Below are 13,789 nucleotides of genomic sequence, written 5' to 3' on the forward strand. Positions count from 1 at the left end.
GAGGGAAAGGGGACGTTTCCGGAGATTCAGCGGGCCTCGGACGGCGCTTGTAGGGTGGACTCCGTCATGCGCGGGAGATCCCGACGATGCGCAGATGCGCCGCAGGACCCAGTTGTCTTACGACACTCGAACTCGAGGATCATTTTCATGGACTACAAGGTTGCCGACCTGAGCCTGGCCGAGTTCGGCCGCAAGGAGATCGAGCTCGCCGAGCACGAGATGCCCGGCCTCATGGCGATGCGCGCCCGGTACGGCGCGGACCAGCCCCTCAAGGGCGCCCGGATCGCCGGTTCGCTGCACATGACCATCCAGACCGCCGTCCTGATCGAGACGCTGACCGCCCTCGGCGCCGACGTCCGCTGGGCGACCTGCAACATCTTCTCGACCCAGGACCACGCCGCCGCGGCCGTCGTCGTCGGCAAGGAGGGCACCGTCGAGGCGCCCGCCGGCACGCCGGTCTTCGCCTGGAAGGGCGAGAGCCTCGCGGAGTACTGGGACGAGGCCGAGAAGGTCTTCGACTTCACCGACGCCGACGGCAACAAGGTCGGCCCGAACGTGCTCCTCGACGACGGTGGCGACATCACCATGCTCGTCCACCTGGGCCTCGAGTACGAGAAGGCCGGCGTCGTCCCGGGCCAGGACTCCACCGACAACGAGGAGTTCAAGGAGGTCCTCCGGGTCCTCGCGCGCTCCGTCGCCAACGACCCCACCCGCTGGACGAACATCGCCGCGGGCATCAAGGGCGTCACCGAGGAGACCACGACGGGCGTGCACCGCCTGTACGAGCGCTTCAAGGAGGGCTCGCTGCTCTTCCCGGCGATCAACGTCAACGACTCGGTCACCAAGTCGAAGTTCGACAACAAGTACGGCTGCCGCCACTCGCTCGTCGACGGCATCAACCGCGCCACCGACGTCATGATCGGCGGCAAGGTCGCCGTCGTCTGCGGGTACGGCGACGTGGGCAAGGGCTCCGCGGAGTCCCTGCGCGGCCAGGGCGCGCGCGTCATCGTCACCGAGATCGACCCGATCTGCGCGCTGCAGGCCGCGATGGACGGCTACGAGGTCAAGCGCCTCGAGTCCGTCGTCGAGTACGCCGACATCTTCGTCACCACGACCGGCAACTACGACATCATCCGGGTCGAGCACTTCGAGAAGATGAAGAACCAGGCCATCGTGGGCAACATCGGCCACTTCGACAACGAGATCGACATGGCCGGCCTGGCCAAGATCCCGGGCATCGTCAAGGACGAGATCAAGCCCCAGGTCCACCAGTGGATCTTCCCCGACGGCAAGAAGATCATCGTGCTGTCCGAGGGCCGCCTGCTCAACCTCGGCAACGCGACCGGCCACCCGTCGTTCGTCATGTCGAACTCCTTCACCAACCAGGTGCTCGCCCAGATCGAGGTCTTCACCAAGACCGACGAGTACCCGATCGGCGTCTACGTGCTGCCCAAGCACCTCGACGAGGAGGTCGCCCGGCTCCACCTCGACGCCATCGGTGTCGAGCTGACCGAGCTGACCAAGGCCCAGGCGGAGTACATCGGCGTCGACGTCGCCGGTCCGTACAAGCCCGAGCACTACCGATACTGAGCTGGTCGGCGCGAGCGCGTCTCCGGCGCCGCGGAGCCCCGCACCCCTCGGGGTGCGGGGCTCCGTGCGTCTCACACCTAGGATTGACCGCATGACCCCGTCTGCCAGCGCGCCGTACCCCACCCGGGGCCGCGTCCTCGTCGTGGACGACGACGCCCCGCTGGCGGAGATGCTCGGCATCGTGCTGAGCCAGGAGGGCTTCGAAAGCCGGGTCTGCCCGCGCGGTGACCTGGCGCTGGCGGCGTTCCGCGACTACCGGCCCGACCTGGTGCTGCTCGACCTGATGCTGCCGGGCAAGGACGGCATCGACGTCTGCAAGGAGATCCGCGCCGAGTCCGGCGTACCGATCGTCATGCTGACCGCCAAGGGCGACACGGTCGACGTCGTGGTGGGGCTCGAGTCGGGCGCCGACGACTACGTCGTCAAGCCGTTCAAGCCCAAGGAGCTGGTGGCCCGCATCCGCGCCCGGGTACGGCGGACCGAGTCGGTGCCGCACGAGACCCTGGCGATCCGCGACGTCGAGATCGACGTGGCCGGTCACGCGGTCACCCGCGGCGGCGAGGAGATCTCGCTGACGCCGCTGGAGTTCGACCTGCTGCTGTGCCTGGCCCGCAAGCCGGGGCAGGTGTTCAGCAGGCAGGTGCTGCTCGAGGAGGTCTGGGGCTACCAGCACGCCGCGGACACGCGCCTGGTCAACGTCCACGTGCAGCGGCTGCGGTCCAAGGTGGAGCACGATCCGGAGCATCCCGAGATCGTCCTGACGGTGCGTGGTGTCGGCTACAAGGCCGGCTCCGCCTAGCGGCGCGGCGCGGGTCGGGCGTGCGCTGCTCGACCGGCTGCGGCGGATCTGGGGCTGGCTGGCGCCGCGGCTGCGCCGCGCGCTGACGTTCTGGCGCCGCTCGATCCAGGCGCGGGTCGTGGCGAGCACGCTGGTGCTCTCGGCGGTCGTGATCAGCGGCGTGGGCTGGATCCTGCTGCAGCAAACCCGTGACGGACTGCTGCGCCACCGCTCCGAGGTGGTGCTGGGCGAGGTCGACGCCGAGGTGTCCGACGCCCAGGACCGGCTCGAGGCGGCGTCCGGCACCGAGGTCAACGCCGGGCGCCAGCAGCGCGACCTGGTCGACCCGATCATCGAGCGCGGCGTCAGCCGGGGGTACGCCGTCGTGCTCGCCGGCCCCGAGGGCGACGACCCGCCGCTGCGCACGGGCGGCGGCGAGTACACCAGCGGGCTCGACCTGGTCAGCGTTCCGCGCAGCCTCGAGGACCACTTCGACGGCGTCAACCGCCCGACCGCGTGGACCTACACCGACATCGTGCGCCGCCCGCGCGATGCGACCTCGGGCGCCGAGGGACCGACCACACGGGTGCCCGGGATCATCGTCGGCTCGCAGGTCCAGCTGCCCTCGGACGGCAAGACCTACACGCTCTACTTCCTGTTCCCGCTGACCGAGGAGCAGGACACCCTCGGCCTGGTCACCCGCGCACTGCTCACCGCCGCGGGCCTGCTGCTCGCGCTCGTCGCGGGGCTCACCTGGGTGGTCACCCGCCAGGTCGTCACGCCGATCCGGATGGCCCGTCAGGTCGCCGAGCGGCTCGCCGCGGGCCGGCTCCAGGAGCGGCTCCAGGTGTCCGGTGAGGACGACATCGCCCGCCTGGCCTACTCGTTCAACCAGATGGCGACCAACCTCCAGCGCCAGATCCGCCAGCTCGAGGAGCTGAGCTGGGTGCAGCGCCGGTTCGTCTCCGACGTCTCCCACGAGCTGCGCACGCCGCTGACCACGGTCCGGATGGCGTCCGACGTGCTCCACGACGCGCGCGAGCAGTTCGACCCCGGTACCGCGCGCGCCGCCGAGCTGCTCCAGGCCGAGCTCGACCGCTTCCAGAACCTGCTCGTCGACCTGCTCGAGATCAGCCGCTTCGACGCCGGTGCCGCGGTGCTGACGCCCGAGAACGTCAACCTCGGCGACGTCGTACGACGCGAGGTGGCCGCCGCCAGCCCGCTGGCCGACCAGCGCGGCATCCGGGTGGTCGTCGAGGAGCCCGACGTGCCGGTCCGCGCCGAGGTCGACGTACGCCGGATCGAGCGGATCGTGCGCAACCTCGTCACCAACGCCATCGACCACGCGCTCGCCGACGACCCGACCGAGGCGGTCATCGTCCGCCTCGCCTCGGACGACGAGGCCGCGGCGATCACCGTCCGCGACCACGGCATCGGGCTCGCGCCCGGCGAGGCCTCGATGGTGTTCAACCGGTTCTGGCGATCGGACCCGGCCCGCACCCGCACCAGCGGCGGTACCGGCCTCGGCCTGGCGATCGCCCAGGAGGACGCACACCTGCACGGCGGGTGGCTCCAGGCGTGGGGCCGCACCGGTCAGGGCGCGCAGTTCCGGCTCACCGTGCCGCGCCACAACGGGGGGACGCTGCGGCACAGCCCGCTCCCGCTCATCCCCGACGACGCCGTGTCGAGCGAGGCCGCCGTGGTGGGCCCGGGCACCGTCGTACCGGCGCACGAGGAGGAGCGATGAACCGCCGTCTCCCACTGACCCTGGCCGCCGCGCTGGCGCTCGCGGTCGCGCTGTCCGGCTGCGTCTCGCTGCCCACCAGCGGACCGGTCGTCGAGAGCGCTGGCACCGACCGCACCGACACCCGCCGGGCCAGCGACATCGACGCGCGCCCGCCCGCCACGGGGGCGACGCGCAGCGAGGTGGTCAACGGCTTCCTCGACGCGATGACGGCGTGGCCGATCCAGACGAGCGTGGCCAAGGAGTACCTCACCGACGAGGCCGCGGCGGGGTGGAACCCCGAGCAGGAGACCATCATCTACAGCGACTCGCTGCCGGTGCGCGAGACCGCGGGCACGGTCGCCGTCCAGCTCACGGCGGCGGATCGTCTCGACCAGATCGGTGCCTGGCGCGGGGCGATCGCCAAGCCCGACCTGACGATGAACCTCCACGTCACCATCGACAAGGGGGAGTACCGGATCGCCGATCCGCCCGACGCGCTCGTCGTACCGGCGTCGTGGTTCCGGCAGCGCTACCGCCAGGTGTCGCTGTTCTACTTCGACCCGTTGGCCCAGATCCTCGTCCCGGAGCCGGTCTTCGTGCCCGAGGGCGACCAGCTCGCGTCGAGCCTGGTCTCGGCGCTGCTGAGCGGACCGCCGCCGCTGGCGCGCGGGATCGTCCGTTCGTTCCTGCCGCCGGGGCTGACCGTCGGCCTCTCCGTTCCCGTCGACGACGAGGGGATCGCCCACGTCGCGCTGGTCGGCGAGGCGCCCAAGGTGACCTCCGAAGAGGCCGAGCTGATGCTCGCCCAGCTCGCCTGGACGCTGCGCCAGGACCCGACCATCTCCGCGCTCCGGGTGACCCTCGACGGGACCGACCTACCGCTGCCCGGCGGCGCGTCGCAGTACTCCGTCGAGTCGGCCTCCGCGTTCGGCCCGGCCGGACCCGGCTCGGGCCACCAGGTCTACGGGATCAGCCGCGGCCGCCTCGTCGCCGGACCCCTGGGCGAGCTCGAGCTCACCACCGGCGTCTTCGGCGCCGAGGACGCCGGAGTCGTCTCGGTCGCGGTCCGCCCCGACGGGGAGCGTGCGGCCGCGGTCGACAGCGACGGGCGCCGGGTCCGGATCGCGACGGTGCGCGCCGACGACGACGTCCCTCCGCGGACCGTGCTCAGCGGCGGGCAGTACGCGCGCCCGACCTGGGACAACGCCGGCCGGCTCTGGGTGCTCGACCGCCGCTCCGGCGAGGCGGTCGTGTGGCTCGTCGAGGGCGAGGACGGCGTGGCGCGCCAGGTCGACGTCGACGGGGTGAGCGGTACGCGTGCGCGCTCGCTCGCGGTCAGCCGCGACGGGACGCGCCTGGTCGCGGTGGTCCGTGGCGCCGGTGGCGACCGGGTGGTCGGTGCGCGGGTGGTGATCGGCGGGCGCGGCAAGGTGAGCGCGACGCGGGAGCCGTCCGTCGTACGGCCGCCGGACGGGAACCGGATCACCGACCTCGCCTGGACCAGCCCCATCCAGATCGGCCTGCTGGCGCCCACCTCGCCCGGCGCGCTCTCCGAGGTCGACGTGGTCTCGGCCGACGGCGCGACGGTCGGAGTGGACGCGCTCTCGACCATCGTCACCGGACGCGTGCTCGGGTTCGCGGCCTCGCCGGTCGCGGACGCCCCGATGCTCGCCGTCTACGCCGACCGCTACGTCGACGTGGTCCGCCAGGAGGAGTACGACGCCGGGTCGCTGCCGCTCACCCAGCTCGACTACGCCGGCTAGCGTCCACAGGCCGCCCGCCCGCCGCTGCTTCTCCACAGGCCGCGCGGTGCCGTTCGGCCCTTCCGGCCGCGGCTGGTGGAGTGGTGGACATGCCCACCTCGTCATCGCTGTCCTCGCTCACCGACGGCTTCGTCGACCTCGTGCTCGGGTCGTGCTGCGTCGGCTGCGAACGGCCGGGGCGGGCGCTGTGCGCCCGGTGCTGGGCGGCGGTCCCGGTCGACGCCGCCTTCCACGGGCCCCGGCCGCCCCCGCCGGGGCTGGTCCCGACCTTCGCGGTGGGCGACTACGACGACGTGCTCCGGGCGCTGGTGCTGGCGCACAAGGAGCACCGGGTGCTCGCGCTGACCCGGCCGTTGGGGCGGCTGCTCGCGCGGTCGGTGGCGGCGGCGCTCGCGGACCTCGCGGGTCTCGAGGGCCTCGGGGAGCTTGAGGGCCTCGGGGGCGTCGGGGGCCTCGCCCGGGACGGGCCGGTGCTGCTCGTGCCGGTGCCCTCACGGCCGGCGATCGTGCGCCGGCGAGGGCACGACCCGACGCTGGCGATGACCCGGGTGGCGGCTCGGGTGCTGGGTCCGCGGGTGGGCGTGGCGCGGCTGCTCCGGGTCCGCCGCGGGTCGGGTCTCGTCGACCAGGCCGGGCTCGGCGCGACCGCGCGTGCGGCCAACCTGGCGGGGACGCTCACCGCGCCGGCGGGCGTCGTACGGAGGGCGGGGGAGCGGTGCCCGCGGGCCCACGTGGTGCTGTGCGACGACGTGCTCACGACGGGGGCGACGCTGCGCGAGGCACAGCGTGCGCTCGAGGTCGTGGGGGTGCCCGTGCTCGGGGCCGCGACGGTTGCCGCGACCCGGCGCAAGGTCGCCGTACCGAACTTCGGGTGAAGGCTTTCTTCGTCACCACCGACGGACTAACGTCTGGTCATGGAGTCCGCCCGGGTCCGTGGTTGCGTCGCCCAGGCCGGGCGCGAGCCCAGTTCCGGGTGGCAAGCCGATGCCAGTCGCAGGCGAAACGGTCCACGTAAGCCGGCCCTCGGGCCGGTGATCACGGTGCGGCTTAGTCGTCAGTCCTGCCTCGGTCCGGACGTCAGATACGTCCGGCTCCGGGAGAAGGTCAGTAGTGGCAACAAGCTGCGGGAGCCTCAGCAGGCGGGTGTGGGGCAGAAGACCAGGTCGGCCGGGCGGACTTCTCTTTTCGGGCCGAGTGCGCCTCCGGCGCGGGGGAGGCAGCAAGCTGCCCCCGACGCGCCTCTCGGTGCGCTGCCGGCCCTGCGCGCCCCCTCTTTTCCGCCGGTCGGGAGCACGGCCGGCGTACAGACGTCCCGCCCTGGATGGCGGGAGAACCCATCACACCGAAATTCCTTGGAGGTATCTGATGGACGTCGTGGTCACTGGACGGCACTGCGAGATCTCGGACCGATTCCGGGCGCATGCCGCTGAGAAGCTCACCAAGCTGGAGAAGCACGATCACCGCATCATGCGGGTGCACGTGGAGGTCGATTGCGAATCGAACCCGCGCCAGCACGACCATTCCGTCCATGTGGAGCTGACGGCCTATTCCAAGGGCCCGGTGATCCGCGCGGAGGCTGCCGCCGACGACAAGATGGGGGCGCTCGACCTGGCCCTCGACAAGATGGCCGCCCAGATGCGCAAGGCCGCCGACCGGCGGCGGGTGCACCGTGGCCGGCGGACGCCGGTGTCGGTGGGCAAGGCGCTCTCGGACGTGCAGGTCGAGACCGAGAACGAGTCCGATGACGTCGCGATCGAGCGGCAGGTCGGTCCGATCACGGTGACCGGTGACGGGCCGCTCGTGGTCCGCGAGAAGACCCACCCGGCCAACCCGATGACCCTGGACCAGGCGCTCTACGAGATGGAGCTGGTGGGGCACGACTTCTACCTGTACGTCGACAAGGAGAGCGAGCGGCCGGCGGTCGTCTACCGGCGCCGGGGGTACGACTACGGGGTCATCTCGCTCGACGTCGGAGGCGCCGAAGGCTGACTCCGCAATGGTCTGGACCGCTGCTCACGCCGAAAGCGTGCCATGATGCCGCTGTGGCGATTGGGACTTCGCCGGAAGCCACAGGGTCGGGGGGCCAGCCTGTGAGCGAGCCGGTACGCGTGGTGGTCGTCGATGACCAGGAGCTCTTTCGGCGTGGGCTGACCATGCTGTTGGGGATCGAGGACGGCATCGACGTCGTCGGCGAGGCCAGCAACGGCATCGACGGGGTCGCGCTCGTGACGAGCTCGGTGCCGGACGTCGTCCTGCTCGACGTACGGATGCCGAAGCAGTCGGGCATCGAGGCGTGCGTCGCGATCAAGGAGGCGGTCCCGATGACGAAGATCATCATGCTGACCGTCTCCGACGACGAGGCCGACCTCTACGAAGCGGTCAAGAGCGGCGCCTCGGGCTACCTCCTCAAGGACTCGTCCATCGAGGAGGTAGCCCAGGGCATCCGCGTGGTCGCCGACGGGCAGTCGCTGATCAGCCCGTCGATGGCGGCCAAGCTGATCGACGAGTTCAAGACCATGTCCAAGCCCGACCGGGCCACCGGGCCCGCGCTCAAGCTGACCGAGCGCGAGCTCGAGGTGCTGCGGTTCGTCGCGCGGGGGCTGAGCAACCGTGATGTCGCGGCCCAGCTCGCGATCAGCGAGAACACGGTCAAGAACCACGTGCGCAACATCCTGGAGAAGCTCCAGCTGCACTCGCGCATGGAGGCCGTCATGTACGCCGTGCGCGCCAAGCTGGTCGAGCTCGACTGAGTCCGTCCGCGCCCGGGGGGTGGCCTTGCCTGGCCGTCTCGGGTGTCGGCGGGCGCATCTAGGGTGGGCGCGTGCCCACCACGCAGACCCTGACGCTCGCGCAGGCCCGCCGGATCGCGTTGGCCGCGCAGGGCTTCCTGGACCCGCCGCACGCCGTACCGACGCTGCGGACCTTCGACCGCACGCTCGCGCGGACCGGGGTGCTGCAGGTCGACAGCGTCAACGTGCTGCAGCGGGCGCACTACATGCCGCTCTACTCGCGGATGGGTGCCTACGACGTCGACCTGCTCCGGCGCGCGGGGCACGGCAGCAAGGGCCGGCGGGTGGTGGAGTACTGGGCGCACGTGCAGGCCTACATGCCGGTCGAGCTGTGGCCGGCGATGAGGCACCGGATGGACGACTACCGGGCGCGGCGCGGCAAGTGGTTCACGGTCGCCGAGGACGACGCCCTCGAGACGGCGCTGCTGGCCGAGATCGCCGAGCGCGGGGCGAGCACGGCGCGCGAGCTCGATGACGGCCTGCCGCGCAAGAAGGACCACTGGGGCTGGAACTGGTCGCGCACCCGGCGGATGCTCGACTACCTCTACATGACCGGTGCGCTGGCGATCGCGGGGCGCAACAGCCAGTTCGAGATCCGGTACGACGTACCGGAGCGGGTGCTGCCGGCCGTGGTGCTGGAGCAGCCGGCACTGAGCACGGCCGACGCCCACCTCGAGCTGGTACGACGGGCCGCGCGTTCCCACGGCGTCGGGACGGCCCAGGACCTGGCCGACTACTACCGGATCCGGGTCGGCGACGCCCGCCCGGCGATCGAGGCGCTGGTCGCGGCCGGCGAGCTCGAGCCGGTCCAGGTGGCGGGGTGGCAGCGCCCGGCGTACCTGCACCGGGAGGCGCGGGTGCCGCGGCGGGTGCGGGCGCGGACGTTGCTGAGCCCGTTCGACCCGGTGGTGTGGGAGCGGGCGCGGGCGGAGGCGCTGTTCGGGTTCTTCTACCGCATCGAGATCTACACGCCGGCGCACCAGCGGGTGCACGGGTACTACGTGCTGCCGTTCCTGCTGGGCGACCGGATCGTGGGGCGGGTCGACCTCAAGGCCGATCGCGCGACCGGCCGGCTGCTCGTGCAGTCGGCGTGGGCCGAGCCGCACGCGCCGGCCGAGACCGCTGCCGAGCTGGCGGCCGAGCTCGACCGGCTCGCCGGGTGGCTGGGCCTGGGCGAGATCGTGGTGGCCCCGCGCGGCGACCTGGCGCCGGCCCTCGCGGCGGAGGTCCGCGGCCAGGCCGCCTAGGCACGCAGGCCACCCAGGTCGGCAGGCGCCCCGTCAGGCCGGCCAGTCAGCCAGTGAGTCAGGCCGAGGCGACCGGCAGCGCCGCCACGACCGGGTGGTCGTGCGCGAGCGCCCCGAGCGCGGCGGCTCCGCCGGGCGAGCCGAGGTCGTCGAAGAAGCCGGTGTTGACGGCGAGGAAGTCCTCCTGGCCGGCGGGCAGGTCGTCCTCGTAGTAGATGGCCTCGACGGGGCAGACGGGTTCGCAGGCGCCGCAGTCGACGCACTCCTCGGGGTGGACGTAGAGCATCCGGGCGCCCTCGTAGATGCAGTCGACGGGGCACTCCTCGACGCAGGCACGGTCCTTGACGTCCACGCAGGACGACGAGATCACGTAGGTCATGCGCGCGGCGCCTTGAGCCGGTAGACGTCGAAGACGTAGTCGGGGCAGACCATCTGGCAGGCGGTGCAGCCGGTGCAGCCCTCGTGCAGGAGGGGGTAGCGGTAGCCCATCTCGTTGACCTCGGTGGACATCTCCAGCACCGACGGCGGGCAGGCGGCGATGCACAGCTCGCAGCCCTTGCAGCGGTCGGCGTCGATGACGAGGGTGCCGCGGCTGACGCGGCCGTTCGGGGTGTCGGTGGTGGCCATCAGGCCTCTCCTTCGGGACGGACGAGGTTGCCGACGGTGAGCAGGTCCTCGACGGTGACGTCGAGGGCGTCGCCCTCGCTGTCGGGGAGGACGCCGCGGTCGCGGAGCACGCGGACGGCGTGCTCGCCGGTACCGACGACGTGACGGACGGTGGCCGTGACCGCGGCCGCGGGGGTGTCGTCGCGGAAGGCCTCGTACTCGGCGCGGAAGAGGCTCCGCTCCTGCTCGAGGTCGTCCTCCATCGACAGCCGCGAGGCGACTCGGACCAGGCCGTTGAAGGTACGCAGCAGCGAGCGCAGGTGCGGGCCGCCGGCGGCGCGGGCGATCACCCGGCGGAAGCGCTGGGCCTGCTTCTCGAACTCGTCGACCGAACCGGCCGCGAGCGCCGCCTCGGCGGCCTCGGTGAGCTCGGCCCAGACCTCGGGTTCGCGCCGGGAGACGACGGTGCGGGCGGGGAGCGCGGAGAGGAGGGCGTAGAGCGTGAACCCCTCGCGTACGTCGGCCACGCCGATCTCGGCGATGAACGCGCCGCGGTGGTAGGGCATCTCGACCAGTCCGTCGCGCTCGAGCTGGATGAGCGCCTCGCGGATGGGGGAGCGGCTCACGCCCAGGCTCTTGCCGAGGGCGTCGAGGTCGATCCGGTCACCGGCGGCGAGCTCGCCGCTGATGATCCGCTGGACGACCACGTCCGCGACGGCCTGGCTCGTGTTGGCCCGCTCAAGCATGCCCTGCCTCCTGGGTCTGGGGTTCCGGGGTCTTCAGCTCGCCGATCGGGTAGACCGGCTCCATCGAGGAGCCCTGGTAGTCGGCGCCCTCCGCGGCCGGGACGAACCAGCCGGTCGGGCACATGGTGAGGATCTCCACGAGGGAGAGCCCGTTGCCGTCCAGCTGGGACTGGACGGCACGCTTGATCATCCGCTTGGTCTTGGCAACCGCGGCGGGGGTGGACACGGCGCCGCGGGCGACGTACCCGCTGCCCTGGAGCGAGGCGACCATGTCGGAGATGGGGATGGGGTAGCCGTGCTGCTCGGCGTTGCGTCCCTCGAGGCTGGTCTTGGTCCGCTGGCCGAGCACCGTGGTCGCGGTCTGCTGGCCGCCGGTGTCGCCGAAGACGCCGTTGTTGAGCAGGATGCAGGTGATGTTCTCGCCGCGGGCCGCCGAGTGGAGGATCTCCTGGAGGCCCTCGTTGACCATGTCACCGTCCCCCTGCAGGGTGAAGACCACCGAATCGGGTCGCATCCGCTTGATCCCGGTGGCACAGGACGGGGCGCGGCCGTGCAGGCATTGTAGGACGTCGATATCCATGATCCGGACGAAGCTGCCGTAGCAGCCGTGTCCCACGACGCCGATCGAGCGGTGCACGACGTCGAGCTCCTGCAGGGTCTCCAGGAGCAGTCGCAGCGCGACCGGTTCGCCGCACCCGGGGCACAGCGAGTGCTCGCCGAGGATGAGGGACGGCGCGCCGGCGGCGGCCTTGGCGGCCGGCGGCGGGGGAGCGGTACGGGTGTCGATGGTGATGTCGGTGGTGGCCATGTCAGCTCCTCGCGATCGGTACGGCGGCGGGCTCGGCGGCGGGCTCAGCAGCGTCGGCGGCGTGCTCGGCGAGGATCCGCTCCCGGATGACGGGCGCGTCGAGCAGCGGCCCGAAGGCCAGCCCGGACTCGTCGATGCTGACCCCGCCGATGAACCGGATGACGTCGCGGTCGTGCGCCCACTGGCGTACGTCGTCGATCATCTGCCCCGCGTTGAGCTCGAAGACGAGCACCCGCTTCACGCCGCGGGTCGCCTCGGCCAGCGCGGCACCGGGGAAGGGCCAGAGGGTGATCGGGCGGAAGAGGCCGACGCGGTGGCCTTCCTCGCGGAGCTCCTCGACGACGTACTCGGCGAACTTGGCGGCCGAGCCGAAGGCGACGACGAGCGTCTCGGCGTCGTCGGCGTGGACGCTCTCGTGGCGGGCCTCGACCTGCTCGATGTCGGCGAACTTCGCGGCGACCCGGCGCCACTGGCCGTCGGGGCCGGGGCCGGGGTCGTTCTTCTTGCCCATCGCGAAGGTCCAGACCTGGCGCGAGCCGCCGGTGCCGCTGGCGGAGCCGTCGAGGGCCCAGTCCTTGGCGGGCAGCTCGGGGAGGTCGATGGGAGCGACGTCGACGCCGACGAGGGTCTTGGCGAGCAGGTCGTCGCCGTAGAGGATCACCGGGGCGCGGTGCTTGTCGGCGAGGTGGAAGAGCAGCTGGGTGTGCTCGACGGCCTCGGTGATGTCCTTGGGGGCGAGCGTGATGGTGCGGTAGTCGCCCCAGCCGCCGCCGCGGGTGCACTGGTAGTAGTCCTGCTGGTTGCGCGCCATGTTGAACACGACGAGGGGCGTCTCGTTGAGGGCCGCCTCGGCGATGGTCTCCTGCATGAGGGCGATGCCCTGGCCGCAGGACCCGGTCGCCGCGCGGAAGCCGGCGGCCGAGGCGCCGAGGGCCATGTTGGCGCCCTCGATCTCGCTCTCGGCGTTGATGCAGACCCCGCCGGAGTCGGCCATCTCGCGCGACATCGCCTCCAGGAGAGGGGTGAACGGCGACATGGGGTAGCCGGCGAAGAACTTGCAGTCGGCGGCGAGGGCGGCGCGGGTGATGGCGACGCTGCCCTGCAGCAGCTCGAGGGTCACGAGAGGGCTCCTGCGGCGGTGGGGATCGTGGGGATCGGGGTGCCGGCGACGTGGGCCGCGCCGGCCTCGAGGGCGCGGGCGTTGCCCTCGGCGTGCTGGCGGCGGTACGGCGGCAGCAGTGCGGTCATCGTCGCGACGAGCTCGTCGTGCCCGGCCACGCCGGTCAGCGCGCAGTAGGCGCCGAGCATGACGAAGCCGCCGGCCTGGGCGGCGCCGGCCTCGCGGGCCAGTGCGGTCGCGGGGACCCGGACGACGGGGTCGCGGTCGGCGAGGAAGTCGTCGGGGGCGACCGAGGAGTTCACCAGGCTCAGCCCGCCGGGGGCGAGCCGGGCGAGGGTGTTCTCGCTGAACCGGTCGTGCATGAGGATCGCGGTGTCGGCGCGGGGCACGATCGGCAGCGCCCGCAGGGGAGCGTCGCCGACCACGACCGTGGCCTGGGTGGGGCCGCCGCGCATCTCGCCGCCGTACTCGGCGCCGAGCATGGCGTAGCGGCCCTGCTCGGTCAGCGCCTGGGCGAGCGTCTTGGCCAGGAGCTGGATGCCCTGGCCGCCGATGCCCGAGACCATCAGGGCGTGCTCGCGGCCGCGGGTGGTGCTCGTGCTCGTGGGGCTCATGG

Annotated in this window: 14 protein-coding genes; 8 read left to right on the plus strand and 6 right to left on the minus strand. The window is 72.1% G+C overall.

The features are described 5' to 3' along the window. Nucleotides 1-147: 147 nt before the first annotated feature. The 8 genes from ahcY (at nt 148) to CCO04_RS14545 (ending at nt 9,893) form a co-directional block, all read left to right on the plus strand. Nucleotides 148-1,590, plus strand: coding sequence for an adenosylhomocysteinase (ahcY, locus tag CCO04_RS14510; RefSeq protein WP_215814830.1), 1,443 nt, complete (start codon nt 148-150; stop codon nt 1,588-1,590). Between the two features lie 91 nt (nt 1,591-1,681). Next, on the plus strand, nt 1,682-2,389 hold the full coding sequence (gene mtrA, locus CCO04_RS14515; protein ID WP_215814831.1) for an MtrAB system response regulator MtrA: 708 nt from the start codon (nt 1,682-1,684) through the stop codon (nt 2,387-2,389). Then, nucleotides 2,361-4,115 (plus strand): MtrAB system histidine kinase MtrB, encoded by a 1,755-nt coding sequence (gene mtrB, locus CCO04_RS14520; RefSeq protein ID WP_308281222.1) that lies wholly within the window; start codon nt 2,361-2,363, stop codon nt 4,113-4,115. The genes mtrA and mtrB overlap by 29 nt, the downstream gene beginning before the upstream one ends. After that, nucleotides 4,112-5,857, plus strand: coding sequence for an LpqB family beta-propeller domain-containing protein (locus CCO04_RS14525; protein ID WP_215814832.1), 1,746 nt, complete (start codon nt 4,112-4,114; stop codon nt 5,855-5,857). The genes mtrB and CCO04_RS14525 overlap by 4 nt, the downstream gene beginning before the upstream one ends. A gap of 89 nt (nt 5,858-5,946) precedes the next feature. After that, nucleotides 5,947-6,732, plus strand: coding sequence for a ComF family protein (locus CCO04_RS14530; protein WP_215814833.1), 786 nt, complete (start codon nt 5,947-5,949; stop codon nt 6,730-6,732). A 490-nt stretch (nt 6,733-7,222) separates the two neighbouring features. After that, nucleotides 7,223-7,846: a ribosome hibernation-promoting factor, HPF/YfiA family gene (gene hpf / locus CCO04_RS14535; RefSeq protein ID WP_215814834.1), complete on the plus strand. Its 624-nt coding sequence runs from the start codon at nt 7,223-7,225 to the stop codon at nt 7,844-7,846. Between the two features lie 101 nt (nt 7,847-7,947). Continuing rightward, complete coding sequence (locus tag CCO04_RS14540) at nt 7,948-8,607, plus strand: response regulator transcription factor (RefSeq protein ID WP_257751984.1); 660 nt, start codon at nt 7,948-7,950, stop codon at nt 8,605-8,607. Between the two features lie 71 nt (nt 8,608-8,678). After that, a complete protein-coding gene (locus tag CCO04_RS14545) occupies nt 8,679-9,893 on the plus strand; it encodes a winged helix-turn-helix domain-containing protein (protein WP_215814835.1) in 1,215 nt (404 codons plus the stop codon). 58 nt (nt 9,894-9,951) lie between these two features. Here CCO04_RS14545 and fdxA read toward each other — a convergent pair whose 3' ends face one another. From fdxA to CCO04_RS14575, 6 genes are read right to left on the minus strand one after another with little or no spacing between them, the layout of a single operon-like run. Further along, the gene (gene fdxA / locus CCO04_RS14550; protein ID WP_215814836.1) at nt 9,952-10,272 is read right to left on the minus strand and encodes a ferredoxin; all 321 of its coding nucleotides are present in this window, start codon (nt 10,270-10,272) and stop codon (nt 9,952-9,954) included. Next, a complete protein-coding gene (locus tag CCO04_RS14555) occupies nt 10,269-10,520 on the minus strand; it encodes a 4Fe-4S dicluster domain-containing protein (RefSeq protein WP_215814837.1) in 252 nt (83 codons plus the stop codon). The genes fdxA and CCO04_RS14555 overlap by 4 nt, the downstream gene beginning before the upstream one ends. After that, the gene (locus CCO04_RS14560) at nt 10,520-11,245 is read right to left on the minus strand and encodes a GntR family transcriptional regulator (RefSeq protein WP_215814838.1); all 726 of its coding nucleotides are present in this window, start codon (nt 11,243-11,245) and stop codon (nt 10,520-10,522) included. The genes CCO04_RS14555 and CCO04_RS14560 overlap by 1 nt, the downstream gene beginning before the upstream one ends. Continuing rightward, on the minus strand, nt 11,238-12,053 hold the full coding sequence (locus CCO04_RS14565) for a thiamine pyrophosphate-dependent enzyme (RefSeq protein ID WP_215814839.1): 816 nt from the start codon (nt 12,051-12,053) through the stop codon (nt 11,238-11,240). Before CCO04_RS14565 ends, CCO04_RS14560 begins: the two co-directional genes overlap by 8 nt. A gap of 1 nt (nt 12,054) precedes the next feature. Beyond that, nucleotides 12,055-13,173: a hypothetical protein gene (locus CCO04_RS14570; protein WP_215814840.1), complete on the minus strand. Its 1,119-nt coding sequence runs from the start codon at nt 13,171-13,173 to the stop codon at nt 12,055-12,057. After that, nucleotides 13,170-13,787: a 2-oxoacid:acceptor oxidoreductase family protein gene (locus CCO04_RS14575; RefSeq protein WP_215814841.1), complete on the minus strand. Its 618-nt coding sequence runs from the start codon at nt 13,785-13,787 to the stop codon at nt 13,170-13,172. Before CCO04_RS14575 ends, CCO04_RS14570 begins: the two co-directional genes overlap by 4 nt. Nucleotides 13,788-13,789 lie beyond the last annotated feature (2 nt).

The organism is Pimelobacter sp. 30-1, from assembly GCF_018831735.1.
GTDB lineage: Bacteria > Actinomycetota > Actinomycetes > Propionibacteriales > Nocardioidaceae > Nocardioides.

Coding starts and splice junctions, on each gene's coding strand:
- ahcY (WP_215814830.1), top strand. CDS start 148: ATGGACTACAAGGTTGCCGACCTGAGCCTGGCCGAGTTCGGCCGCAAG.
- mtrA (WP_215814831.1), top strand. CDS start 1,682: ATGACCCCGTCTGCCAGCGCGCCGTACCCCACCCGGGGCCGCGTCCTC.
- CCO04_RS14525 (WP_215814832.1), top strand. CDS start 4,112: ATGAACCGCCGTCTCCCACTGACCCTGGCCGCCGCGCTGGCGCTCGCG.
- CCO04_RS14530 (WP_215814833.1), top strand. CDS start 5,947: ATGCCCACCTCGTCATCGCTGTCCTCGCTCACCGACGGCTTCGTCGAC.
- hpf (WP_215814834.1), top strand. CDS start 7,223: ATGGACGTCGTGGTCACTGGACGGCACTGCGAGATCTCGGACCGATTC.
- fdxA (WP_215814836.1), bottom strand. CDS start 10,272: ATGACCTACGTGATCTCGTCGTCCTGCGTGGACGTCAAGGACCGTGCC.
- CCO04_RS14555 (WP_215814837.1), bottom strand. CDS start 10,520: ATGGCCACCACCGACACCCCGAACGGCCGCGTCAGCCGCGGCACCCTC.
- CCO04_RS14560 (WP_215814838.1), bottom strand. CDS start 11,245: ATGCTTGAGCGGGCCAACACGAGCCAGGCCGTCGCGGACGTGGTCGTC.
- CCO04_RS14565 (WP_215814839.1), bottom strand. CDS start 12,053: ATGGCCACCACCGACATCACCATCGACACCCGTACCGCTCCCCCGCCG.
- CCO04_RS14575 (WP_215814841.1), bottom strand. CDS start 13,787: ATGAGCCCCACGAGCACGAGCACCACCCGCGGCCGCGAGCACGCCCTG.